Genomic DNA, 24,975 nt, shown 5'->3' with positions numbered 1-24,975 from the left:
AAACGCCGTTCATCACGATTGCCGCACAGGGTGCAGTGTATTCATCACTTTCGGATCGGGTGACCAAGAGGACATGAAAACCGTGCGTTACGCTTACGCCTTGACCGGCGCCCTCCTGCTTGGCGGCACGGCCGCGTCGCTCGCGCTCCAGAACCCGGCCACCGCGCAGATCGCGCAGAACGAGCCGGGCGCGATCAGCGCCGCCGCACCGCGCGCCGGCGCGCCGATGAGCTTCGCCGACATGGTCGCGAAGCTCCAGCCGGCGGTGGTCAACATCTCCACCACGCAGAAGGTGACCGTCCAGCAGCAGGCGAACCCGTTCGCGGGCACGCCGTTCGGCGATCTGTTCGGCCAGTTCGGCGGCGGGGGCGGCGGTGCCCCGGTGACGCGCGAGGGCCAGTCGCTCGGGTCGGGCTTCCTGATCTCGGCCGACGGCTATGTGGTCACCAACAACCACGTCATCGCCCCCGCGGCAAAGGGCGCGACGGTCGAGTCGATCACCGTCACCTTGCAGGACCGCAAGGAATATAAGGCCAAGCTGATCGGCCGCGATCCGACCTCGGACCTCGCGGTGCTCAAGATCACCTCGCCGACCCCGCTGCCGTACGTGAAGCTGGGCGACTCGACGCGCGCGCGCGTCGGCGACTGGGTGGTGGCGATCGGCCAGCCGTTCGGGCTCGGCGGCACCGTGACCGCGGGCATCGTCTCGGCGGTGCATCGTTCGACCGGGCAGCCGGGGCCGTTCGACACCTTCATCCAGACCGATGCCGCGATCAACCAGGGCAATTCTGGCGGCCCGATGTTCAACCTGAACGGCGAAGTGATCGGCATCAACAGCCAGATCTATTCGCAGTCGGGCGGCAACATCGGCATCGGCTTCGCGATCCCGACGACCGAAGCCAAGCCGATCATCGCCACGCTGATGAAGGGCGAGGCGGTCAAGCGCGGCTATCTGGGCGTAGGTATCCAGCGCGTGAACGACGATATCGCCGGGGCGCTCGGCCTGCCGAAGGATCAGGGCGAGATCATCGGCCGCGTTGAGCCGGGTGGTCCGGGTGCCAAGGCCGGGCTGCGCTCGGGTGACGTCGTCGTTGCGATCAACGGCGAGGCGGTGACGCCGGATCGTACCCTGTCGTCACTGGTCGCGAATGCCGCGCCGGGTTCGACGATCAAGCTCGATATCATTCGTGACGGCAAGCGCCAGTCGATCAATGCGACCGTCTCGACCCGTCCCTCCGACGATCAGTTGAAGGTCATCAACGGCGAAGGCGATGATGACGACGGGCTGCCCGACGACGACAGCGGCGCGCAGGCGACGCCGGGGTCGAGTTCGCTCGGCATCTCGGTCCAGCCGCTCACGCCGCAGATCGCGCGCTCGATCGGCGTCGACTCGACCGTGCAGGGCGTGGTCGTCGCGGGCGTCGATCCATCGAGCGATGCCGGGCAGAAGCTGAAGCGCGGCGACGTGATCTCGTCGGTCAATTCGCAGCCGGTCCGCACCGGCGCGGATGTCGCGCGGATCGTCGCGGCCGCCAAGGCGGCCGGGCGTCCGTCGGTGCTGCTCAACCTGACGCGCGGCCGCCAAGTTAATGGCTTCTTGGCGGTAAAGATCAAATAAGTATTTCCGCGCCGTCCCAATATATATATTGGGACGGCGCGGTTTTTTCAGTAGCTGTCCCGGGCTTTACCTGAATATCTGTACCTTTTTTTGTGTTTCTGGCTTCGCTGTCGGGCACATGCAGGCGCCAGGCCAACCCCAGCAGGGAGCATGGCAGCTGGCAATTTGGGCGGAAGCGTTGGGCGCTAACAACGCTAGCGAGGAACATATTGTAAAAGATGTAATCTTTTTCACAATAGATCTCCTTGTTTGCCGGATGGCTAGCCCAAAATGTTGGGTTGCTTTTGGCCTGTCAATTGAAAGTGGTAAGCTATGGTAATCGCTACGTTTGCCAGCCAACTTCTAATTGGCGCGAGCGCAGGCGGAGCTGATCCGCAACGACTCGATCTCACACTGGCCAATCGCCACGGGCTGATCGCGGGCGCGACCGGCACGGGCAAGACCGTGACCTTGCAGGGGATCGTCGAAGGCTTCTCGAACGCCGGGGTCGCGTGCTTCCTCGCCGACGTGAAGGGCGACCTGTCGGGGCTGGCGATGCCCGGCGCGGCGACCGCCAAGACCCATGCCGCCTTTGCCGCGCGCGCCGCCGAAATCGGTCTGAGCGACTGGCGTTATGCCGACACGCCGGTGCAATTCTGGGACCTGTTCGGCGAACAGGGCCACCCGGTCCGCACCACGATCAGCGAGATGGGGCCGTTGCTGCTCGCGCGGCTGATGGGGCTGAACGCGGTGCAGGAGGGCGTGCTGACGATCGCCTTCCACGTCGCCGACGAAGAGGGCTTGCTGCTGCTCGACCTCGACGATCTGCAGGCGATGCTCGCGCATTGCGCCGAGCGCGCCGAGGAACTCACCACCCGCTACGGCAATGTCTCGAAGCAATCGGTCGGCGCGATCCAGCGCGCGCTGCTGCAATTGCGCGCGCAGGGGGCGGAGCATTTCTTCGGCGAGCCGGCGCTGGCGCTGGCGGATCTGTTCGGGACCGACGACAACGGGCGCGGACTGGTCAACATCCTCGCCGCCGACAAGTTGATGGCGTCACCGCAGCTCTATTCGACCTTCCTGCTGTGGCTGCTCGGCGAGCTGTTCGAGTTTCTCCCCGAGATCGGCGATGCCGACAAGCCGAAGCTGTGCTTCTTCTTCGACGAGGCGCATCTGCTGTTCGACGAGGCGCCGCCCGCGCTGCTGGACCGGATCGAGCAGGTCGTGCGGCTGATCCGCTCGAAGGGCGTCGGCGTCTATTTCATCACCCAGAATCCGATCGACGTACCCGACAGCGTCGCCGGGCAATTGGGCAATCGCGTCCAGCACAAGCTGAACGCCTTCACCCCGCGCGACCGCAAGGCGGTGCAGGCCGCCGCCGAGACGTTCCGCGCCAACCCCGGCGTCGATGTCGCGACCGCGATCACCGAGTTGCGCACCGGCGAGGCGTTGGTGTCGTTGCTCCAGCCCGACGGCGCGCCGTCGCCGGTGCAGCGCACGCTGATCCGTCCGCCGTCGAGCCGCGTCGGCCCGGTCACGCCCGAGGAGCGGCGCGTGCTGATCCAGACCGACGCGATCGGGACGAAGTACGACACGCTGGTCGATCGCGCATCGGCCGAGGAACTGCTCGCCGCCAAGACGCAGGAGTCGGCCGCCGCGGCGGCTGCGGCGCGCGCCACGACCGAGGCGGAAAAGGCCGCCGCGGCGCAGGCGAAGGAGGACGCGCGGGCGGCGCGTGAGGCGGATCGCGCCGCGCGTGAGGAAGAGCGCGCCCGCCGGGCGGCCGAGCGCGAGTCGGCGAACGATCCATGGAACCGCGCGATGACCTCGGCCTCGCGCTCGGCGTCGTCGGCGGTCGGACGCGCGGTGGCGAACGAGGTGACCAAGGCGGTGTTCGGCGGCTCGCGGCGCCGGTCGAGCGGCGGCGGGCTGTTGGGGCAGGTGGTGCGCGGCGTGCTCGGCGGGTTGATGCGGCGCTGACAGATCGCCCCGGACTTGATCCGGGGCCCCGCTTCTTCCTCGGGTCGACAGGAAGCGGGATCCCGGGTCAAGCCCGGGATGACGATGAGGTGGCCGTGACCTCGGGTCCATTTTCCGCTAAGGCGGCGCGCATGACGACCGACTACGACCGCCCGCTGCTCACCCCGCCCGACGGGCAGAAGAAGGTGCTGCTCCATTCCTGCTGCGCGCCCTGTTCGGGCGAGGTGATGGAGGCGATGACCGCGAGCGGGATCGACTATACGATCTTCTTCTACAATCCCAACATCCACCCCAAGGAGGAATATATCCTCCGCAAGGAGGAGAATATCCGCTTCGCCGAGAAGCACGACATCCCGTTCGTCGATGCCGACTACGACACCGTCAACTGGTTCAAGCGCGCGCGCGGGATGGAGTTCGAGCCGGAGCGCGGGCTGCGCTGCACGATGTGCTTCGACATGCGCTTCGAGCGGACCGCACTCTATGCGCATGAGCACGGCTTCCCGGTCATCACCTCGTCGCTCGGCATCTCGCGCTGGAAGAACATGGCGCAGATCAACGACTGCGGCGAGCGCGCGGCGGCGCATTATCCCGATATCGCTTACTGGACGTTCAACTGGCGCAAGGGCGGCGGTGCGGCGCGGATGATCGAAATCTCCAAGCGCGAGCATTTCTACCAGCAGGAATATTGCGGCTGCGTCTATTCGCTGCGCGACACCAACGCGCATCGCGTGTCGCAGGGACGCGAAGAGATCCGCCTCGGCGAGCTGTTCTACGGCGAGGAGGCGAAGGCGGAATAGCGGCGCGCGGCGCGTCGGCCCGGGCTTCGACAAGCTCAGCACGAACCCGGAAGGGGCGGAGATTAAGCCCCTCCCCTTCAGGGGAGGGGTTGGGGTGGGGGACTTCACCACACCCGCTACACGCACGAACTTGCCCCACCCCCGGTCCCTCCCCTGACGGGGAGGGGAGAGGTCAGGCCACCGGCACCGCGATCGTCGCGCGCAGCCCCGGCCGCGCATCCTCCAGCGACAGCGTGCCGCCGTGCATCCGGGCGATCGCCTCGACCAGCGGCAGCCCCAGCCCGTGGCCGGGGCAATGGCGGCTCGCATCCAGCCGGCCGAAGCGCCGCAACGCCGTCGCGCGTTCGGCGGCGGGGATGCCCGGACCGTCATCCTCGACGGTCAGCACCAACTGCGCTGCCGCCCGCGTCACCGATACGGCGACCCGCGCGCCCGGCGGGCTATGCGTCAGCGCGTTGCCGACCAGATTGAGCGTCGCCTGGGTCAGCAACTGGCGGTCGCCTTCGACCGCGCCATCCTCGAGCGGCCCGATTGTCAGGACGTGTCCGCTGTCCGCCGCCGTGGCCGCCAGCGTTTCGGCCACATCGCTCGCGACCGCCGCCAGCGCCACGGGCCGGAACGCCGTGCGCCGCTCGCCGCCTTCCACCTCTGAAATGCGCAGGATCGCCGAGAACATCGCGAGCATCTTGTCGCATTGGTCGAGCGCGGCCTCCAGCTCAGGGGTCGGGGTCTCGGCGACGATCAGCGCGAGCCGGCTGCGCAGCCGCGCGAGCGGGGTGCGCAGGTCGTGCGCGACATCGCCGCCGACGTGGCGCAGGCTCTCGACCAGCGCCGCGATCCGGTCGAGCATCCGGTTGAAGGTCGCCGCCTGTCGCGCGAACGCGCCGCTGCCCGGCTCGACGGGCACGCGCTGCGTCAGGTCGCCGTCGATGATTGCCTCGGCGGTGGTGCGCAATTCGCTGATCCGTCGCCGCACGATCGTGCTGAACGACACCGCGCCCGCGACGACGATGATGACGATCAGCCCGAAGCCGAGCGCATAGCTGCGCAGCCACACCGCCGCGAACCCGTCGATCGGTTCGGTCTCGACCAGGGTCACCAGGTGCAGCCCGCCGCCCGCTTCGCGGCGCTGCATCCGGAACGTCGCGGTGCCCGGCAGCATCCCGTCGGCGAGCGTCGAGAAGCCGGGCGGCACGCGCCCGGAAACCGTCACATTGCCGCCGAGCCGCTGCCCCTTGGCATCGAGCAGCTCGAAGCCGAGATCGCCGGTCTCGCGCTGCGCGGACAGGGCCGAGATCCGCGTGAGGATCGCCCCGGCATTGCCGCGCAGCGACTCGTCGAGCAGCGCGCGGCTGACCTCGTCGAGCCGCCGGTCGACCAGCGTTTCGATCGTGTGGCGCGACGCCGAGTAACTGGCATAGCCGGTCAGCGCGGTCGCGGCGCCGAACGCGCCCAGGAACAGCGCGGTCAGCCGCCCGAGCGACGCCATGCTAGGCGCGCAGCATGTAACCGACGCCGCGCTTGGTCGCGATCGGATCGTCGCCGCCGTCTGCGGTCAGCTTGCGGCGCAGCAGCCGCACCTGCGCGTCGACGATGTTGGTGCCCGGCTCGAAATCATAGCCCCAGACGCGCTCGATCAGCATCGCGCGGGTCAGATAGCTGCCGGCATGGCGGACCAGCTCGGCCAGCAGCCCGAATTCGAGCCGCGTCAGGTCGAGCGGTTGCTCGGCGCGCCATGCGCGATGCTGGCCGGGGCTGATGACGATGTCGCCGGCGCGCAGCATGTCGCCGTCGCCGGCCGCGGTCCAGCCGCGCGCGCGCAACAGGGCGTTCAGCCGCGCCTCGATCTCGGCGGCCGGCGTCGGCTTGACGCAATAATCGTCGGCGCCCGCGGTCAGCCCGCCGATCTTCTCCGCCGAACGCCCCAGCGCCGACAGCATCAGCACCGGCAGGTTGTGCCCGGCATCGCGCAACCGCTCGACCACGCGCACGCCGCTAAGTTGCGGCAGCATCGAATCGAGGATCATCGCGTCGAACGCATCGCGCTCAATCGCGGTCAGCGCGCTCGGTCCGGTTTCGGCGATCGTAACGTCATGGTCGCGCTGCGCCAGTTCGGCTTGCAGCGCGGCGGCATATTCGACGTCGTCCTCGACGATCAGCAGCTTCATGGTCGGTATCGCCACGTTGATGATTAGGCGCCGACACTATCCGATCGGCGTGCGCACTGCTATCATGCTTGCGGCGCCAACGGCTTATCTTGCCAAAGTTTAATGTTCGCGCCTTGCTGACGGGATGAAGCCAGTGATGACGCGACCGTTCGGCACCGGGGACATGGCGGACCGGATCCGCGCCTTCGACTGGTCGGCAACCGCGCTGGGTGCGATCGGCGGCTGGCCCTCCGAGCTGGTGACGACGGTCGAGACGATGCTGGCGATGCCGCGCCCGGCGACGCTGTTGTGGGGCGACACGCTGCTGCAGCTCTACAACGACGCTTATGTCGAGATCGCGCGCGAGCGGCATCCGGCGTTGCTCGGCACGCCGGTGGCGGAGGGCTGGAGCGACATCTACGATCAGGCGGTGGCGGAGCGACTGGCGACGGTGCGCGCCGGGCAGGCGGTGTCGCTCACGGGGCGCGAGGTGGCGGTGCGCGCCGCGGACGGACGCTTCGAGCGCCGCACCTTCGACATCATCTGGCTGCCGGTCCGCGACGCGCGCGGGGTGGTGGCCGGGGCATTGCAGCAGCTCGTCGAGGTCACCGATCATCGCCGCGCAACCGCGCAGCTGCGCGACAGCGAGGCGCAGCTGCGGATGATGGCGACGACCGGCAGCCACATGCTGTTCCGGATGAGCGCCGACTGGCACCAGCTGCTGCGGCTCGACGGGCGCGGGATGCTGCCCGATGTCGCGACGCCGATCGACGATTGGGTCGAGCGCTTCATCCCGCACGAGGATCGCGGCGCGGTGTTCGCCGCGATCGCGGCCGCGCTCGACGGGCCGGGGATGTTCGAGCTGGAGCATCGCGTCCGCTGCCCGGACGGCACGATCGGCTGGGTGGCGTCGCGCGCGCTGCCGGTGCTCGACGCCGCGGGGCGCGTCGCCGAATGGTTCGGGACCGGGATCGACATCACCGCGCGCCGCACCGCCGCCGAGGTCGTGCGGCGCAGCGAGGAGCTGCGCCGCATCGCGCTCGACGGCGGCGGGATGGGGGCGTGGCGGGTCGATCTCGCCGCGCGTGAGGTGCGCGGTGACGCGCGCTTCTTTGCCCTTCTGGGGATGCCGCCGGGCGACGCGCCGCAACCGGCCGCCGACTTCCTCGACCGGCTCTCGCCGCAGGCGCGCGAGACGGTCAACCGCTTCGTCACCCGCCGCATCCTGCCCGGCGAGGAGTTCGACGGCGAGCTGGAGGTCGTCGCCGGCGCGACCGCGGGCTGCTGGCTGCGCTGGCGCGGGCGCGCGGACGGGCCGGACACGCGCATCCTCCACGGCGTCGTCTTCGAGGTGACCGGGCAGCGCGAGGCGACCGAGCGGCTGCGCGAGCGCGAGGAATTGCTGCGGCTGTTCGGCGACGCCTCGCGCGACGCCTTGTGGATCCGCGATGCCGGAACGCTGCACTGGCGTTATGTCACGCCCGCGTTCCGGACGATCTACGGACAGCCGCGGCGCGTGGTGCTGAGCGGCGATCATTATCGCAACTGGCTGGCGCTGATCGTGCCCGAGGATCGCGCCGCGGTGGAGGCGGCGATCGCGCGCGTCCGCGGCGGCGAGCATGTCACCGTCGATTACCGCATCCGCTACGCCCCCGACGCCACGACGCGCTGGCTGCGCACCACCGAATTTCCGATCCGCGATGCGGGCGGCCAGGTGGTGCTGATCGGCGGCATCACCGCCGACATCACCGTTTCGCGCCACGCGCGCGAGGCGCTGACGCGCAGCGAGGAACGGCTGCGCAGCGCGGTCGAGATCGGCCGCATCGGGCTGTGGGACTGGAACGTCGCCGGCGACGAGGTCCATTGGTCGGCCGAGCATTTCCAGCTTCAGGGCTATCCGGTCGGCGCGGTCGAGCCCAGCTATGCCGCGTGGCTGGCGCGCGTCCATCCCGACGATCGCGCCGAGGCCGAGACGCGGATGGCCGAGGCGATGCGCGGCGGGCGGCCTTATGCGCAGGAGTTCCGGGTCGTCCACCCCGATGGCGCGATCCGCTGGCATTCGGCGCGCGGCCGCTTTTTCTTCGACGAGGCCGCGCAGCCGGTGCGGATGGTCGGCGCGATCATCGACGTGACCGAGCGGCGCGTCTGGGCGGAGCGGCAGCAGGTGCTGATCGCCGAGCTCCAGCATCGCACCCGCAACCTGATCGGCGTGGTGCAGGCGCTGGCCGACAAGAGCGCGCGGTCGAGCCGCGACGTGCCCGAATTCCAGCAGCGCTTCGGCGACCGGTTGCAGGCGCTGGTGCGGGTGCAGGCGTTGCTGTCGCGGCTGTCTGACGACGACCGCGTCACCTTCGACGATCTGCTCGACGCCGAGATGGCGGCGCTCGACGGCGAGGCGGCGGCGGTGGTGCTCGACGGGCCGAAGGGGGTGCGGCTGCGCTCCTCGACCGTCCAGACGCTGGCGATGGCGCTCCACGAACTCGCGACCAATGCGGTCAAATATGGCGCGCTCGGCGCGGCGGGCGGGCGATTGTCGATCAGCTGGACGGTCGCGCCCGGTGAGGACGGCACGCCGTGGCTGCACATCGACTGGCACGAGACCGGCGTCGCGATGCCGCCCGCCGGCACCGCACCGCTCGGTTCGGGAGAGGGGCGCGAGCTGATCGAACGCGCGCTGCCCTATCAGCTCGGCGCGCAGACCTCGTTCGCGCTGGGGGCGGACGGCGTCCGCTGCCGGATCGCGATCCCGGTCTCGCGCCGTGCCGCAGCCTGACCACGGCGGCGGGGTCGGGCGTTCCTCCCCACGGCAAGGCGTTTCGCCGCTTTGTCCGCTACCGACCGGGGCGCGGGCCGTTTATGGCCGTTGGCCAGGAGGATATCGACGATGACCGACCCTTATGCGGCGCGCGCCGGGCTGTACGTCGCACCCGCACTCGCCGCCTTCGTCGAGGAGCGCGCTCTGCCCGGCACCGGCATCGCCGCCGACGCCTTGTGGCGCGGACTGGCCGCGCTCTATGCGCGCTTCGCGCCCGAGAATGCCGCGCTGCTGCGTCAGCGCGACACGATGCAGGCGCAGATCGACGCCTGGCATCGCGACCGCGCCGGGCAGCCGCACGATGCCGCCGTCTGTCAGGCCTTCCTGCGCGCGATCGGCTATCTGGTCGCCGAACCCGCGCCGTTCACGATCGCGCCCGGCGTGGTCGACGACGAAGTAGCGCGCGTGGCCGGACCGCAACTGGTCGTCCCGATTCTCAACGCGCGCTTCCTGCTCAACGCCGCCAATGCGCGCTGGGGCAGCCTGTACGACGCGCTCTACGGCACCGACGCCGTGCCGGGCACGCCCGCCGGTCCGGGCTACGACCCCGCGCGCGGCGCGCAGGTGATCGACTGGGCGCGCGCTTTCCTCGACGATGCGGTGCCGCTCGCGCAGGGGAGCTGGCGCGACTGGACCGGGGACGCGCCGGCGCTGGCCGACCCGTCGCAGCTCGCCGGGCGCGCGGGCGACAATTGGCTGCTGCGTCACCACGGGCTGCACATCGAACTGGTGATCGACCGCACCCACCCGATCGGCCGCACCGACCGCGCCGGGCTCGCCGACGTCGTCCTCGAATCCGCGCTGACCACGATCTGCGATCTCGAGGATTCGGTGGCCGCGGTCGATGCCGCCGACAAGGTCGCGGCCTATGCCAATTGGCTGGGGTTGATGCGCGGCGATCTGGAGGCGACGTTCGAGAAGGCCGGGCGCGCCGTCACCCGCCGCCTGAACGACGACCGCCGCTATGTCGCACCCGATGGAGATCCTTTCTCGCTGCCCGGACGCAGCCTGTTGTTCGTCCGCACCGTCGGGCATCTGATGACCACGCCGGCGCTGCTGCTCCCGGATCGCAGCGAGGCGCCGGAAGGGATCCTCGACACGGTCGTCACCAGCCTGATCGCGCTCCACGACCTGCGCGGCGCGCGCCGCAACGCGCGCGCCGGGTCGATCTACCTCGTCAAGCCGAAGATGCACGGCCCCGACGAGGTGGCGTTCACCGACCGGCTGTTCGACGCGGTCGAGGATCTGCTCGGGCTGGCGCGGCACACGATCAAGGTCGGCGTCATGGACGAGGAACGCCGCACCAGCGCCAATCTCGCCGCGTGCATCCACGCGGTGCGTGCGCGGATCGTCTTCATCAACACCGGCTTCCTCGATCGTACCGGCGACGAGATTCACACGTCGATGCTGGCCGGGCCGATGGTCCGCAAGGCGGAGATGAAGGACGCCGCATGGATCGCGGCCTATGAGGATCGCAACGTCCAGATCGGGCTGGCGTGCGGCTTCGCGGGGCGCGCGCAGATCGGCAAGGGGATGTGGGCCGCGCCCGACCGGATGCGCGACATGCTGGCGCAGAAGGTCGCGCATCCGCGCGCCGGCGCGACCACCGCCTGGGTGCCGTCGCCGACCGCCGCGACGCTCCACGCCACGCATTACCACCGCCTCTCCGTCGCCGCGCGGCAGGCGGCGCGCGCGGCCGAGCCGGTCGCGCCGCTCGACGCGCTGCTGTCGATCCCGCTCGCGGGCGGGCGGCGCTGGTCGGCGCAGGAGATCGCCGACGAGCTCGACAACAATGCGCAGGGCATTCTCGGCTATGTCGTGCGCTGGATCGATCAGGGCGTCGGCTGCTCCAAGGTGCCCGACATCCACGACATCGGCCTGATGGAGGATCGCGCGACGCTGCGCATCTCGTCGCAGCATCTCGCCAACTGGTTGCATCACGGGGTCGCAACCGTGACGCAGGTCGAGGGTGCGTTGACGCGCATGGCGGCGCGCGTCGATGCGCAGAACGCCGACGATCCGAACTATCGACCGCTCACGCCCGACAGTCTCGCGAGGCAGGCGGCGCGGGCGCTGGTGTTCGAGGGGCAGGCACAGCCGAACGGCTATACCGAACCGCTGCTCCACCACTTCCGCCGCCGCGCCAAGGCGGAGGGGGCGTCCTGACGTCGTCCTGATCCGCGCCTGTTGGCGGCGGACGACGAAGCGTCGCCCCGGCTTGCGGCCGGGGCGACGGCGCAGGCGAAGCTCATGGCTTCTTCGCGAGCACTCCGTGCATCGCCAGCCAACGCACATAGGCATCGAACCAGCCGGTGCTGGTCGTCGGCTTCTGGTACATGCCGAAGCCGTGCCCGCCCTGTTCGTAGAGGTGGAACTCGACCGGCCGCTTCGCCGCGCGCCATTTGTCGACCAGCCCGATCCCGTCATTGGCGAAGAACGGATCGTCCGCCGCCAGCGCGACGAACAGCGGCGGCGCATCGGCCGGCACGTCGACGGCGCCGAGCGGGCCGTAGATGTTCGCGACGAACGCCGGCTTCGCATCCTGCCCGGCAAGCGTCGTGGCCATCGTCAGCATCGCGCCGGCCGAGAAGCCGATCATCCCGATCCGGTCGGGGTCGACCCGCCACTCCGCGGCGCGGCGGCGGATCAGCGCGAACGCCGCGCGCGCATCGGCGATCTGCGGGCCGAGCCGCGCGGTCATCGCGGTCGGATCGACCCGCGGGCGCGGCGCGGAACCGCCGAAGATTTCGGCCATCGACCTCTCGAACCCCGGCATGTCGGCAGGGGTCTGGTTCAGCCGGTACTTGAGCACGAACGCGGCGACGCCGCGCTTGGCGAGCGCCCTGGCGACGTCCCAGCCTTCGTTTTCCATCGACAACGTGCGGAACCCGCCGCCGGGCGCGACCACCACCGCCGCGCCGGTCGCGGTGCCGGAGGCGGGGAGGAACGGCGTCAGCGTTGCGACCGTCACGTTGCGCGTGAAGGTACTGCCATATTGGCGGTGCCACGCTTCCTTGTTCGGCGCGTCGGGCAACGGCCCGGTGTCGAGCGTGATCGCGTCGGGCTGCGCCGGCGCCGCGATCGGCGTCATCTGGTCCTTCTGCGCCGTCGCCGGCACCGCGAACGTGCCGATCGCGATCGCGCCGAGCAGCGCCATCGACCGGGCCCTTGCCTTCAACATCCTTCCCTCCATGATTGGTATCGTTATCATCTTGTTCGACAGCGAGGCGTCTAGCGCGACACGCCGGCCTCGGTCTGCACCACCGGCTTCATCGTGCCGTCCGGATTATAATGGAGCCGCTCGCCCGTCACGGCGCGTCGTCCGATCGAGCCGTTCAGATCGCCAATCGCGAGCGTCGCATTGTGCAGGAACAGGTACCAGTTCTTCTTATACTCGACGATGCCGGGATGGATCGTGAAGCTGTACTTGCCCGATCCGGTCAGCTCGCCACGATAGGTCCACGGCCCCTTGAGCGACGGCGCGGTGGAATAGGACACTTTCTCGTCGCGGTGCTTGCTGCGGTCGAGCGAGGCGTAGGTGAGATAATACAGCTTGCCGCGCTTGTGCAGCCACGGCCCTTCCTCGAAATGCGGCGGCGTGATCTCGGTGATCGGTCCGTCTATCTCGATCATGTTGGGCTTCAGTCTGGCGATGTAGCATTGCCGGTTGCCCCAGGCGATCCACGTCGTCCCGTCATCGTCGGTAAGCACGGTCGGATCGATATCTTCCCAGCTGTGCGTGCCCTTCGGCGTCATCTCGTTGGTGATCAGCGCCGCGCCCTTGGCGTCGCGGAATGGGCCGGTCGGCGTGTCGGACACCGCCACCGCGATCGCCTTGCCGGGGTGAGTCTTGTCGTGCTCGACCGCGGCGTAGAAATAGAATTTGCCGTTCTTCTGGATGACCTGCGACGCCCAGGCATCGGCCTTCGCCCATTTGAAGTCGGCGACCTTCATGATCGCGCCGTGATCGGTCCAATGTTTGAGGTCGGTGGTCGAATAGACCAGCCATTCCTTCATGTTGAACATTTCGTCGCGCTGCGCTTCGTCATGCCCGACATACAGGTACAACCGGTCGCCGACGACCAGCGGCGCGGGATCGGCGGTGAATTTGTCGCGGATGATCGGGTTCGATCCGGGCGCGTCGCTCGCCCCCGCCAGCATCGCCAAGGCCCCGATGGCGCACGCCATCCGCCGAAACCCGACCATCGCTCTCTCCCGCCGTTTCGCGGCAAGATAGCGCTAACGCCGCGGCGCTGTCACCCCCGTCTCAGCGAAAAACCACCGTGCGCCGGCCGTTCAGCAGCACGCGTCCGTCGAGGTGCAGCCGCACTGCCTCGGCGAGCACGCGGCGTTCGATATCGCGGCCCTTGCGGACCAGATCGTCGGGCGTGTCGGCATGGCCGATCGGCTCGACGTCCTGCGCGATGATCGGCCCCTCGTCGAGATCGGCGGTGACGTAATGCGCGGTCGCGCCGATCATCTTCACCCCGCGCTCGTGCGCCTGATGATAGGGTTTCGCGCCCTTGAAGCCGGGGAGAAAGCTGTGGTGGATGTTGATGCAGCGCCCCGCCAGCCACGCCGCCATCTCGTCCGACAGCACCTGCATGTAGCGCGCGAGCACGACCAGCTCCGCGCCGGTCTGCTCGACCAGCGCACGCACCGCCGCCTCCTGCGCCGGCTTGGTGTCGCGCGTGACCGGCAGATGATGGTACGGCACCGCGCCGACATCGACGGTCAGCGCGTCGCGCGGATGGTTGCCGACCACGCCGACCACGTCCATCGGCAGCTCGCCAAGCCGCTGGCGGTAGAGCAGGTCGCCGAGGCAATGGTCGAACTTCGACACCATCAGCAGCACGCGCGGCAGCCGCGCCTTGGGCTGGAGCGTCCAGTCGGCACCGATCTCGGTCGCCACCGGCGCGAAGGCGTCGCGCAGCGCCGTCGCGTCGCTGTCGGCGAGCGCGAAGACGACGCGCATGAAGAAATGCTCGTTCAGCTGGTCGTCGAATTGCTGCGCATCGATGATGTCGCCACCGCGCTCGGCAAGGAAGGTGGCGACCCGCGCCACCAGCCCCGGACGGTTGCGGCACGACAGCCGCAGTACGTAGACGTCGTTCGTCACTTGCCGTGCTCCACGCGTTCGGCGACCAGCGTGTCGACCACCGAGGGATCGGCGAGCGTCGACGTGTCGCCGAGGCTGCCGGTGTCGTTCTCGGCGATCTTGCGCAGAATGCGGCGCATGATCTTGCCCGAGCGCGTCTTGGGCAGGCCGGGGGCGAACTGCAGCGCATCGGGGCTGGCGATCGGCCCGATCTCGCCCCGCACCCATTGCCGCAGCTCGGTCCGCAAGTCCTCGGACGGTTCGACGCCGCTGTTGAGCGTCACATAGGCGTAGATGCCCTGACCCTTCACCTCGTGCGGCATCCCGACCACCGCCGCCTCGGCGACCTTGGCGTGCGCGACCAGCGCCGACTCGACCTCGGCGGTGCCCATGCGGTGCCCGGAGACGTTGATGACGTCGTCGACGCGGCCGGTGATCCAGTAATAACCGTCCTCGTCGCGCCGGCACCCGTCGCCGGTGAAATATTTGCCGGGATAGGTGCTGAAATAGGTCTGGAAGAAGCGGTCGTGATCGCCCCACAACGTGCGCATCATCCCCGGCCAGCTGTCGGTGAGGCACAGATTGCCCTCGGCCGCGCCGTCCAGCACCTTGCCCTCGGCATCGACGAGCTGCGGCTGCACGCCCGGCAGCGGCTTGGTCGCGGAACCCGGCTTGAGGTCGGTGGCATAGGGCAGGGGCGAAATCAGGATTCCGCCGGTCTCGGTCTGCCACCAGGTATCGACGATCGGGCAGCGCCCGCCGCCGACGACGCGGTGATACCAGGTCCACGCCTCCGGGTTGATCGGCTCGCCGACCGTGCCGAGCAGCCGCAGCGACCCGCGGTCGTGGCGCGTCACCCAGTCGTCGCCCTCGCGCATCAGCGCACGGATCGCGGTCGGCGCGGTGTAGAGGATGTTGACGCCCAGCCGGTCGATCGTCTCCCACAGTCGCCCATGATCGGGATAGTTCGGCACCCCGTCGAACATTACCGTGGTCGCGCCGTTGGCGAGCGGGCCATAGACGACATAGCTGTGCCCGGTGACCCAGCCGATGTCGGCGGTACACCAGTAGATTTCGCCGTCGCGATAATCGAACACGTCGCTGAAGGTCTTCGTCACCCACAGCAGATAGCCGCCGGTGGTGTGGAGCACCCCCTTCGGCTTGCCGGTCGACCCGGAGGTGTAGAGGATGAACAAGGGATCTTCGGCGCTCATCGGCTCGGGCGCACATTCGTCGCCGACGCCGTCCAGCGCCTCGTGCAGCCAGATATCGCGGCCTTCGGTCATCGCCACATTGCCGCCGGTGCGACGGATCACGAGCACGTGCTCGACGCTCGGACAGTGCGCGACCGCCTTGTCGACGTTCGCCTTGAGCGGGATGCGCTTGCCCCCGCGACAGCCCTCGTCGGCGCAGATCACCAGCTTCGAGTCGCAATCCTGGATGCGGTTGGCGAGGCTGTCGGGGGAGAAGCCGCCGAACACGATCGAATGGATCGCGCCGATCCGCGTGCAGGCGAGCATCGCCGCCGCGGCTTCCGCGATCATCGGCAGGTAGAGCGTGACGCGGTCGCCCTTCGCGACGCCCAGTGACTTGAGGACGTTGGCGAAGCGGCACATGTCGCGATGCAATTCGCGATAGGTGAGCGTCTTCGTCTCGCCGGGCTGGTCGCCTTCCCAGATGATCGCACTCTGGTCGCCGCGCGTTTCCAGATGGCGGTCGACGCAATTGGCCGAGACGTTGAGCACGCCGTCCGCGAAGCAGCGGATGCGGAAAGCGGCCTCGTGGAACGACGAATCCTTGACCTGCGTGAAGGGCTCAATCCAGTCGAGCCGCCGGGCTTCCTCGCGCCAATAGCCGTCGGGGTCTTCGACCGAGCGCTGCCACGCGGCGGCGGCGCGCGCGGCGTCGATGCTGTTCTCGGTGCCTGCGGGGGCGGGGTACACGCTATCGCTCATGCAGCTCTCCTATGGCGATGTGCGATGACGCCTAAGCGGGTGATGGGTCAAGACAGCGACAGCTAGCCAGCGCCGAAATGCTGTCCTATAGCGCCGCCGGTCGCACGCTGCGGGCGTGGCGAAATGGTAGACGCAGCAGACTCAAAATCTGCCGTAGCAATACATGTCGGTTCGAGTCCGACCGCCCGCACCACCACCAAACAAAAACGCCGGTCGCCCCTGCGCAGGCAGGGGCCCATCTCTGTGTCGTGCTGCGCGGCGGCGGTCACGGGAGCGGCGGTGCATGTGTCGACCATCCCACCCGGACGGTACAGCGACCGGCCCCTGCCTCCGCAGGGGCGACGGCGTTTGGGGCGGGTCGCAGGTGAATCCCAAATACCGTCGCCCCTTGCGAAGGCAGGGGCCCATGTCTGTGTCGTGCTGCGCGGCGGCGGTCACGGGCACGGCGGTGCATGTGTCAGCCACCGCACCCGGACGAAGCAGAGATAGGCCCCTGCCTCCGCAGGGGCGACGGCGTTTGGGGCGGGTCGGAGGTTAATCCCAGATACCGTCGCCCCTGCGCAGGCAGGGGCCCATGTCTGTGTCGTGCCGCGCGGCGTCGGTCACGGGAGCGGCGGTGCATGTGTCAGCCACCGCACCCGGACGAAGCAGAAATAGGCCCCTGCCTCCGCAGGGGCGACGGCGTGTGGGGCGGGTCGCAGGTGGATCCCAGATACGGTCGCTCCTGCGGAGGCAGGGGCCCATGTCTGTGTCGTGTTGCGCGGCGGCGGTCACGGGAGCGGCGGTGCATGTGTCAGCCACCGCACCCGGACGAAGCAGAGATAGGCCCCTGCCTCCGCAGGGGTGACGGCATTTGGGGCGGCCCCCCGCCCAATCTCCGCCGTCATCCCGGGCTCGACCCGGGATCCCGCTTCTTCTTCCCCGTGCCCGAGAAAAGAAGCGGCGCCCCGGATCAAGTCCGGGGCGACAGAACTGGGTTTACTCCCCGGACCTCAAGAAATCCCCAGATCCCCCGGCCCGAACGCATCGGGCAGCAAGTCGCTCAGCCGGTAGCTCGCCATTTCGCCTCCTTCGGCGCCCGCGCAATGCACCGCCAGATCGCGTCCGCCGATCTGCGCCGCCTCGTTGAGCACCTGCCGGCAGCGCCCACACGGCCGCACCGGCTGATCGCCTCGCGCGCGCCCCGCCGCATCCATCGCCCCGCCGATCACCCCCACCGCGACCACCTCGCGCAGTCGCCCCTGCGCGGAGACGGTCGCGATCGCCACCGTCTCTGCGCACAGCGACAGGCCGTAGCTGGCGTTCTCGACATTCGCCCCCGTCACGATGCTGCCATCGGTCAGCAGCACCGCCGCGCCGACCGCGAAGCGTGAATAAGGTGCATGGGCATGGCGCGCCGCCTCGCGCGCGGCGGCGATCAGCCGGGGGGCGTCACTCATCCTTGAAGGCTCCTTCTGTCGCCACATCCCAGTCGACCGGGCCATCGACCCCGTCGACGCCGCGCATGTCACTGGCGCGCCACACCGACCATGGCCGCGTGCCATAGCCGGGCTTGAGGAAATTGCCCATCGCCCACCACTTACGGTCGAACGCCTCGGTCAGCCGGTAATCGTCCTCGACCCTGCCCGAAATGCGCAGCACCACCGGCTTGCCCATATGCGCCTCGATCCGCTCGATCATCGCGCGCACCCCCGCGATCAGCGCGGCGCGCTCCGGGCGGTCGGGGCAGGTCTCGTCATAGTCGAACGCGATCGCGGCGGGCAGCGCCTTCAGGTCGCGCGGCACGACGGTGTTGAACACGTCGCCCTGCACGCGCGGCGACTGGCAGAAGGAGAAGACGTGCACCGCGCCGCGCTTCAGCCCGACCTTGGCCATCGCATCCCAGTTCGCCTGGAAGTTGCGGTCGCGCGTCGTGGCACCGACCGTCGCCACGGCATAGCCGAAGCGTGCGCCCGACGCACCCTTGAGCACCGGCCAGACGATCGTGCCGGTATTTTCGGACACGTCGACGCCCTGCACCGGATATTTCTCGCCCCCCGGTGCCCAGCGCACCGCGAGCCGCCACCCTGCCACGCCGGCCAGCGCCAACGCGGCCAGAACCAGCACGAGCCGTCCCAAACCCCACATAATCCGTCACTCAAGCCTTGATGTGCAGCACGCAGATCAGCGTGAACAGCCGCCGCGCCGTGTCGAAGTCGATATCGATCTTGCCGTCCAGCCGCTCGCGGAGCAGCGCGGCGGCGTCGTTGTGGATCCCCCGCCGCGCCATGTCGACCGTCTCGATCTGCGCGGGCGTCGACTGGCGGATCGCCTGGAAGTAGCTGTCGCAGATCGCGAAATAGTCGCGGATCGGCCGCCGGAATCGCGCCAGCCCCAGCACCAAAGTCTCCAGCGCCGTGCCGTCCTCGCGCGCGATGTGGATCGCCAGCCGCCCTTCCTCGACGCCCAGCTTGACGCGGTACGGCCCGGCATAATCGTCGGGCTGTGCGCGTTGCGGCGCGAAGTGATTGTCCTCGATCAGGTCGAAAATCGCGATCCGCCGTTCCTGCTCGATATCGGCCGAGCGCCACAGGATCGTGCGCTCGTCGAGTTCGATGTCGATGATCCGCGGATCGGCCATCCGTGTCCCGTTAAAGCCGAAGTCGCGCCGCGACAACGTCGATCCCCGGTTATGCGACGCGGCCGGATCGACTATAGCCGGGGAAATGGCGACTCTGGCATTCCCGCAACCGGCTTCGGCCGAACCCGTTCACCTGCCCCGCAACGTCGAGGCCGAGGCCGCGATGCTCGGTGCGATGATGATCGACAACCGGCTGGCCGACGACATCGTCGACCGGCTCGAGCCGATGCACTTCTACGAGCCGGTCCACGGCCGGATCTTCGCCGCTATCAAGTCGCTGCGATCGCAGGACATGCTCGCCACGCCCGTCACGCTGCGCCCGATGTTCGAGGCCGACGAGGGGATCAAGGAGCTGGGCGGGGTCGCCTATCTCGCCAGCCTGACCGGCTCGGGCGCGGGGCTGATCGGCGCGCGGCAATTCGCGACGCAGATCTACGATCTCGCGATGCTGCGCACGCTCGTCTCGGTCGGCCATTCGATGGTCGACCGCGCGATGGACACCAGCGAGGAGGTTAATCCGCGCGCGCAGATCGAGGCTGCGGAGGAGGAACTCTACCGCGTCGCTGCCGATGGCGGGGCGGAGAACAGCGTCAAGAGCTTTGCGCAGGCCAGCACGATGGCGGTCAAGATGGCCGAGAAGGCGCTCAACTGGGGCGGCAATCTCTCGGGCGTCACCACCGGGCTCGATTCGGTCAATTCGAAGATCGGCGGCATGCACCACAGCGATCTGATGATCCTCGCCGGGCGTCCCGGCATGGGCAAGACTTCGCTCGCCACCAACATCGCCTTCAACGCCGCGCAACGCTGGATGCGCGACATGCGCGACGGCATCCCGCCGTCGAAATCGGTCGGCGCGAAGGTCGCGTTCTTCAGCCTCGAAATGAGCGCCGACCAGCTCGCGACGCGTATCCTCGCCGAACAGTCGCGCATCAGCTCCGAGGCGCTGCGCATGGGCAAGATCAGCAAGGCCGAGTTCGAGCAGCTCGCGGCGGCGGCGGCCGAGCTGGAGACCTTGCCGTTCTTCATCGACGATACCGGCGGCCTGACGATCGCCTCGCTCCACACGCGCGTCCGCCGGCTCCAGCGCCGGCATAACAACGAGATCGGGCTGGTGGTAGTCGACTATCTCCAGCTGCTGACCGGCTCGGGCAAGGGCGACGGCAATCGCGTGCAGGAAATCTCGGAGATTTCGCGCGGGCTCAAGACGCTAGCGAAGGACATGAACGTCCCGGTGCTCGCGCTGTCGCAGCTCAGCCGTGCGGTCGAAAGCCGCGAGGACAAGCGCCCGATGCTCTCGGACCTGCGCGAATCGGGGTCGATCGAGCAGGACGCCGACATGGTGTGGTTCGTGTTCCGCGAGGATTATTACACCGCGCAGCGCGAGCCCAAGCGCCCGATGGAGGGCGACGAGGCCAAGGTGTTCGAGGATCACGCGCGCTGGGCCGCGGACATGGAGCGCGTCTACGGGCTCGCCGAGTTGATCGTCGCCAAGCAGCGTCACGGCGCGACCGGCAAGGTGGTGCTCAAGTTCGACCCGACGATCACGCGCTTCTCGGATTATGCCGGCTTTTAGGAGCGTTCACCCGGTATCGTGCCGGACCTGCTGCGGGGAGATCGACGTGGGCAGCGGCTGAAAACCAAAGCCGCTCAACCCCCTCGCCCGCAACGCGGCCGCAATGAGCCACGTTACCATCGCGCTAACCCATATCAGGGAAGACCCGGCGCGCCCGATCGCGCATGGACGGTCGCGCGCCGCCGGGGGGCGGCCATCATGGGGGATGAGATGAAGACGATGTGGACGGTCGCCGTTGCGGCCGGACTGATGCTGGGCGCCGCGCCGGCACTGGCGCAGAACGCCGATGGCGGCACGCATGTCCGTGCGGCGGTGACCGCGGGGACGATGGGGATCGGCCCGGAAGTGGGGGTGCGCTTCAACGATCACCTCGGCGTGCGCGCCGCGGCGGGGTTCCTGAGCGGCAGCGGCCATGCCGAATCCGATGGCAACAGATATGACGCCAAGGCGCGCCTGCAATCCTATGGCGCGATGGTCGATGTCCATCCGTTCGGCGGCGCGTTCCGCCTGTCGGCCGGTGCGCGGATCAACCGCACCCGCGTCGATCTCGGGCTGACCCCGAGCGGCGACGTGACGGTCGGCGAGGAGGAATATACCGCAGCCGAGATCGGCCGGCTCACCGGTCGTGCCGCACCGAAGAAGGTCGCGCCGGCGGTGTCGCTCGGCTGGGCGGGGCAGAACCGCCGCGGCTTCTACTTCGGCGCGGAACTGGGCGTGCTGTTGCAAGGCGCGTTCAAGCTGGAGCAATTCCGCGCGACCGGCACGTTGCGCGACGATCCCGCCTTCCAGGCCGCGCTGGAGCGCGAGCGCGTGTCGCTCCAGAAAGATGTCGACAAGGTGAAGGTCTGGCCGATCGCGCAACTGGCGCTCGGCTGGCGGTTCTAGACCGTTTCACTCCGTCACCGCGGATTAGGTCCGAGGTGACGGACAGACGGACCGGGAACGGCGGATCGTCACCGCGGCCGATAGGCGATCCGCGCCACGCCCTCGGCGCGGACCGGCAGGAACAACCCGGCACCGGTCACCTGCAACCGCCCGGTCGTCACGCGCGTCACGTCGGTCGACAGGAAGAAGTCCCCCTGCTGTCGGGCACCGATCGCCGCCTGCGCCTTGGCGAGCACCTGCTGGTAATCGGGCGCGAAATCGTGCTGCAACGCCAGCGCCACCGCCTGTTGCACCTGGGTCGCGTCGAGCAGGCTGACGATCAGGTCGACCGCATCCGAGTCGGTGTCGGCCGCCAGCTGCACGTCGCGCGCGCGCACCAGCTGCGAATTTTCCTCGTTATACGGCTGCGCGGTCAGCCACGCCTCGCCGCTGGTCGCGGGGAAGCGCCGGTCGCGCGGCACCACCCGCGCGGTGACGCCCACCGCAAGCCGGTTGTTGCTGGTGGCATAGACCGTCACCCTGCCGAAATCGACGTCGACCGCGCCGACGCCGGTCAGCGAGATGCCCTTCGCCGCCAGCTTGCGCAGCGTTCGCAACACCACTGGCTCGAGCTGGGCGTAATCGGCCAGTACCGGGATGAAGAACCGCAAGCCGGGCTGCCCCGCGACCCGTGACGGAGGCGGCAGCGGCGTCGGCGCGGGATCGGCGGGCCGCTTGCCGACGAACGTCTGCGTCAGGGCCTCGGCGGCGAGCGTCAGTTGCAGTTCGCGCCCCGCGACGCGATAGCCGCCGACTCCGAGGGCGCGCGGTGCGATCCGCATCCACGCCGGCGGGTTGCGCTTGCTGAGTTCGATCACGGTGAAGCCGTGCCGCCACGCGCCGTCGAGTTGCGCGCGCAGGTCGAGCCGCGCCACCTCGCCGGGCAGGTCGCGCTCCAGCTTCGCGACGACGCGCTTCAGTTTCTGGTCGGCGCGGCTGGTGAAGGTGATCCGCTGCCCGGCGATCTCGATCCCCGGCGGCTCGCGCCAGTCATAGGCGAGGTCGAGCGTCGCGCGCGGTTGCCAGTTGCCGACAATCGCGAGCTTGCCGGTGGCGTGGACCAGGGCGCGGGCGGTCACCGTCTCGCCAAGCACGCCGCCGATATTGCGGACATGGATCACGGCGGACACCGGCATGGTGATGTCGAGCCGCTCGCCGCGCCCGGACACGCGGATGGTGCCGCGCGTGACCTGCCCGACCAGCCGGCAGCCGAGATCGGGCGTTACCTTGACCTTGCCGATCCCGAGGTCGACGCGCTTGCCCTTGACGCATTTGTCGCGATGCTCGTCGATCGTCCACAGCACCCTTGGCGTGCGCTTGTCGAGCCCGCGCTCGAGCTGGTCGAGCCGTGCGGTGACGGGAACGACGATCGTCGAGGTCTGGTCGGGGAAAGGCGCGATCGCGCTTTCGACGCGCGGCGGGGCAGGGGAGGGCTCATGCCGCGCGCAACCCGCGGCGAGCAGCACGAAAAAGAGCAACACGCGCCGCACGCCGGTCTCCGTCACCTGATTGATGTTACCAATCCGTAACGGCCGGATTTGATCCATGTTGCCGTTCGTCATCGCGAGCGCAGCGAAGCAATCCAGGGCGCCGTGGTCCGGCCCTGGATTGCTTCGCGACGCTCGCAATGACGGAAAGCTTGGTTCCTAGAACAGCAAGGTCGTCGAATAGACCAGCGCACCGACCACGGCCGAGGCCGGGATCGTGATGACCCATGCGACGACGACATTCTTGGCTACCCCCCAGCGTACCGCGGAGGCGCGCCGCGACACGCCCGCGCCGATGATCGACCCGGTGATCGTATGCGTGGTCGATACCGGGATGCCGAGCGTCGAGGCGCTGAACACCACGATCGACCCCGCCAGCGACGCGCTGAACCCCTGATGCTGCGAGAGCCGCGTGATCCGCGAGCCCATCGTCTCGATGATCCGCCACCCGCCGGTCATCGTGCCCAAAGCGATGGCGATATAGCAACTGATCGCCACCCAGTGCGGCACCTCGAACGGCCCGCTCAGATAGCCGGTCGAATAGAGCAGCACGGTGATGATCCCCATCGTCTTCTGCGCGTCGTTGAGCCCGTGGCTCAGCGAATAGGCAGCCGACGACAGCAGGTGCAGCGCGCGGAAGCTGCGCTCCGCCTGCGGCGCGGTCGAGCGGCGCAGCGCCCAGCTCGACACCAGCATCACCGCCATCGCGAGGAACATGCCGATCATCGGCGACAGCACGATCGCGAGCAGCGTCTTGTTGAGCCCGGCCCATTTCACCCCGGTGATCCCGGCGTGCGCGACCCCCGCGCCGACCAGTCCGCCGACCAGCGCATGGCTGCTCGACGAGGGGATACCCTTCAGCCAGGTGATGACGTTCCACGACATCGCCCCGCCCAGCGCGCCGAAGATCACCGCAGGGGTGATGACGTCCTGATCGATCAGGCCCTTGCCGATCGTCTCGGCGACGGCGTGGAGGCTGGGGACGGCGAGCGTCAGGAAATAGGCCGCGAAATTGAAGAAGGCGGCGAACGCCACCGCCTGCACCGGCGACAGCAGCCGCGTGGCGACGACCGTCGCGATCGAATTGGCGGCGTCGTGCAGGCCGTTGAGGTAATCGAACGCCAGCGCGACCAGGATCAGGCCGACCAGCAACGGAAAGGCGAGTTCGTGCATGGGTGCGTCGACCGGGCGTCAGGCGTGGTCGATGACGATGCCGTCGATCTCGTCGGCGACATCCTCGAAGGCATCGAGGATCCGCTCCAGATGCTTGTAGATTTCGCGCTCGACCACGAAGCGCAGCGTGTCGCTCTTGCCATATTGCTCCAGCGAGCGGCGCAGCCCGGCGGCGTGGCAATCGTCAGCGCGGCCTTCCAGCCGGATCAGCTGCTCGGTCAGCTCGTGCAGCCGCGGGCCGTTGCGGCTCACGTCGCGCAGCAGCGGCATCGCCTCGACCGCCAGCCCGGCGGCGTCGACCGCCACCTGCGCCATCTCGCGCATTTCGGGGGCATATTCGGTGAGCCCATACAGGTCGATCGCGGCCGCCGCGGCGTACATTTCGTCGATCGTGTCGTCTAGCGCGCCGATCAGCGCGGTGATCGCACCGCGGTCGAAGGGGGTCAGGAAAGTCGCACGGACGCTTTTCAGCACGTCGCGCGTGATCTCGTCGGCCTCATTCTCGCGCTTGTTGATCTCGACGAGCAGCGCGGAACGATCCGGCCCGCCCTCCAGCAACTGCGCAGTGGCGTGCGCGGCGGCGAGACCGATCGCGGCATGTCCCTCGAATTGCTCGAAGAAGTTGCCGGTTTTCGGCAACAGTCGCTGGAACCAGGCGAACATCAAACTCCATCCCGAACGTTTCTTGAGGATATCTGCGTCGTTCCGGACACGATCATGCCCGAACGCCGAGCCGGCCCGTGCACGTCATGTAAGACAATTCCATGACTCCGGAGTCGCGGCGAGCGCATTCCGTCTCCCGTGCCGTC

General features: G+C 68.6%; 19 protein-coding genes and 1 tRNA gene. 8 read left to right on the top strand and 12 right to left on the bottom strand.

Going from position 1 to position 24,975, the window contains the following annotated elements; translation table 11 throughout:
- Positions 1-82: 82 nt before the first annotated feature.
- From FHS97_RS07265 to FHS97_RS07255, 3 genes are all read left to right on the top strand, one after another.
- Positions 83-1,618, top strand: a complete 1,536-nt coding sequence (locus tag FHS97_RS07265) for a Do family serine endopeptidase (RefSeq protein WP_184035745.1) — start codon at positions 83-85, stop codon at positions 1,616-1,618.
- A 312-nt stretch (positions 1,619-1,930) separates the two neighbouring features.
- Positions 1,931-3,577: a helicase HerA-like domain-containing protein gene (locus FHS97_RS07260; protein WP_184035213.1), complete on the top strand. Its 1,647-nt coding sequence runs from the start codon at positions 1,931-1,933 to the stop codon at positions 3,575-3,577.
- A gap of 227 nt (positions 3,578-3,804) precedes the next feature.
- Entirely contained in the window at positions 3,805-4,374 is a 570-nt protein-coding gene (locus FHS97_RS07255; RefSeq protein WP_246346540.1) for an epoxyqueuosine reductase QueH, read from the top strand.
- Between the two features lie 172 nt (positions 4,375-4,546).
- On the opposite strand, the gene FHS97_RS07250 is transcribed toward FHS97_RS07255, so the two are convergent.
- Both FHS97_RS07250 and FHS97_RS07245 read right to left on the bottom strand, forming a co-directional pair.
- Positions 4,547-5,863, bottom strand: coding sequence for a sensor histidine kinase (locus tag FHS97_RS07250; protein ID WP_184035207.1), 1,317 nt, complete (start codon positions 5,861-5,863; stop codon positions 4,547-4,549).
- 1 nt (position 5,864) lies between these two features.
- On the bottom strand, positions 5,865-6,542 hold the full coding sequence (locus FHS97_RS07245; protein WP_184035204.1) for a response regulator transcription factor: 678 nt from the start codon (positions 6,540-6,542) through the stop codon (positions 5,865-5,867).
- A 136-nt stretch (positions 6,543-6,678) separates the two neighbouring features.
- Between FHS97_RS07245 and FHS97_RS07240 the strand changes: the two genes are divergently transcribed.
- Entirely contained in the window at positions 6,679-9,294 is a 2,616-nt protein-coding gene (locus tag FHS97_RS07240) for a sensor histidine kinase (RefSeq protein WP_184035201.1), read from the top strand.
- Positions 9,295-9,405: 111 nt separating this feature from the next.
- A complete protein-coding gene (locus FHS97_RS07235; RefSeq protein ID WP_184035198.1) occupies positions 9,406-11,502 on the top strand; it encodes a malate synthase G in 2,097 nt (698 codons plus the stop codon).
- 82 nt (positions 11,503-11,584) lie between these two features.
- Here the strand turns inward: FHS97_RS07235 and FHS97_RS07230 are convergent, their stop codons facing one another.
- From FHS97_RS07230 to acs, 4 genes are all read right to left on the bottom strand, one after another.
- Positions 11,585-12,517: an alpha/beta hydrolase gene (locus FHS97_RS07230; RefSeq protein ID WP_425506295.1), complete on the bottom strand. Its 933-nt coding sequence runs from the start codon at positions 12,515-12,517 to the stop codon at positions 11,585-11,587.
- Positions 12,518-12,567: 50 nt separating this feature from the next.
- Positions 12,568-13,542 (bottom strand): glycoside hydrolase family 43 protein, encoded by a 975-nt coding sequence (locus FHS97_RS07225; RefSeq protein WP_184035193.1) that lies wholly within the window; start codon positions 13,540-13,542, stop codon positions 12,568-12,570.
- A 61-nt stretch (positions 13,543-13,603) separates the two neighbouring features.
- Positions 13,604-14,455, bottom strand: a complete 852-nt coding sequence (gene purU / locus FHS97_RS07220) for a formyltetrahydrofolate deformylase (protein WP_184035191.1) — start codon at positions 14,453-14,455, stop codon at positions 13,604-13,606.
- Entirely contained in the window at positions 14,452-16,389 is a 1,938-nt protein-coding gene (gene acs, locus FHS97_RS07215; RefSeq protein ID WP_184035188.1) for an acetate--CoA ligase, read from the bottom strand. Before acs ends, purU begins: the two co-directional genes overlap by 4 nt.
- Before the next feature lie 109 nt (positions 16,390-16,498).
- On the opposite strand from acs, the gene FHS97_RS07210 reads away from it, so the two are divergent.
- Positions 16,499-16,582 (top strand) — tRNA-Leu (locus FHS97_RS07210).
- Positions 16,583-17,381: 799 nt separating this feature from the next.
- Here the strand turns inward: FHS97_RS07210 and FHS97_RS07205 are convergent.
- From FHS97_RS07205 to FHS97_RS07195, 3 genes are read right to left on the bottom strand one after another with little or no spacing between them, the layout of a single operon-like run.
- Positions 17,382-17,828, bottom strand: coding sequence for a cytidine deaminase (locus tag FHS97_RS07205; protein ID WP_184035185.1), 447 nt, complete (start codon positions 17,826-17,828; stop codon positions 17,382-17,384).
- Positions 17,821-18,495 carry a GH25 family lysozyme gene (locus tag FHS97_RS07200; protein WP_184035183.1) on the bottom strand — a complete coding sequence of 225 codons (675 nt, stop codon included), beginning with the start codon at positions 18,493-18,495 and terminating at the stop codon, positions 17,821-17,823. The genes FHS97_RS07205 and FHS97_RS07200 overlap by 8 nt, the downstream gene beginning before the upstream one ends.
- Before the next feature lie 31 nt (positions 18,496-18,526).
- Positions 18,527-19,009 carry a UPF0262 family protein gene (locus FHS97_RS07195; protein WP_184035180.1) on the bottom strand — a complete coding sequence of 161 codons (483 nt, stop codon included), beginning with the start codon at positions 19,007-19,009 and terminating at the stop codon, positions 18,527-18,529.
- Positions 19,010-19,094: 85 nt separating this feature from the next.
- Between FHS97_RS07195 and FHS97_RS07190 the strand changes: the two genes are divergently transcribed.
- Positions 19,095-20,582, top strand: coding sequence for a replicative DNA helicase (locus FHS97_RS07190; RefSeq protein ID WP_184035177.1), 1,488 nt, complete (start codon positions 19,095-19,097; stop codon positions 20,580-20,582).
- Between the two features lie 210 nt (positions 20,583-20,792).
- Positions 20,793-21,467: a porin family protein gene (locus tag FHS97_RS07185; protein ID WP_184035174.1), complete on the top strand. Its 675-nt coding sequence runs from the start codon at positions 20,793-20,795 to the stop codon at positions 21,465-21,467.
- 68 nt (positions 21,468-21,535) lie between these two features.
- Here the strand turns inward: FHS97_RS07185 and FHS97_RS07180 are convergent, their stop codons facing one another.
- The 3 genes from FHS97_RS07180 to FHS97_RS07170 form a co-directional block, all read right to left on the bottom strand.
- Entirely contained in the window at positions 21,536-23,011 is a 1,476-nt protein-coding gene (locus FHS97_RS07180) for a DUF4403 family protein (RefSeq protein ID WP_343053391.1), read from the bottom strand.
- A 141-nt stretch (positions 23,012-23,152) separates the two neighbouring features.
- Entirely contained in the window at positions 23,153-24,166 is a 1,014-nt protein-coding gene (locus FHS97_RS07175; protein ID WP_184035171.1) for an inorganic phosphate transporter, read from the bottom strand.
- An 18-nt stretch (positions 24,167-24,184) separates the two neighbouring features.
- Entirely contained in the window at positions 24,185-24,829 is a 645-nt protein-coding gene (locus FHS97_RS07170; RefSeq protein ID WP_184035169.1) for a DUF47 domain-containing protein, read from the bottom strand.
- Between the last annotated feature and the right edge of the window lie 146 nt (positions 24,830-24,975).

The organism is Sphingomonas endophytica, assembly GCF_014199415.1.
GTDB lineage: Bacteria > Pseudomonadota > Alphaproteobacteria > Sphingomonadales > Sphingomonadaceae > Sphingomonas > Sphingomonas endophytica.
The sequence above is the reverse complement of the archived record's forward strand: the minus strand, read 5'-3'. Positions and strand labels throughout refer to the sequence as shown.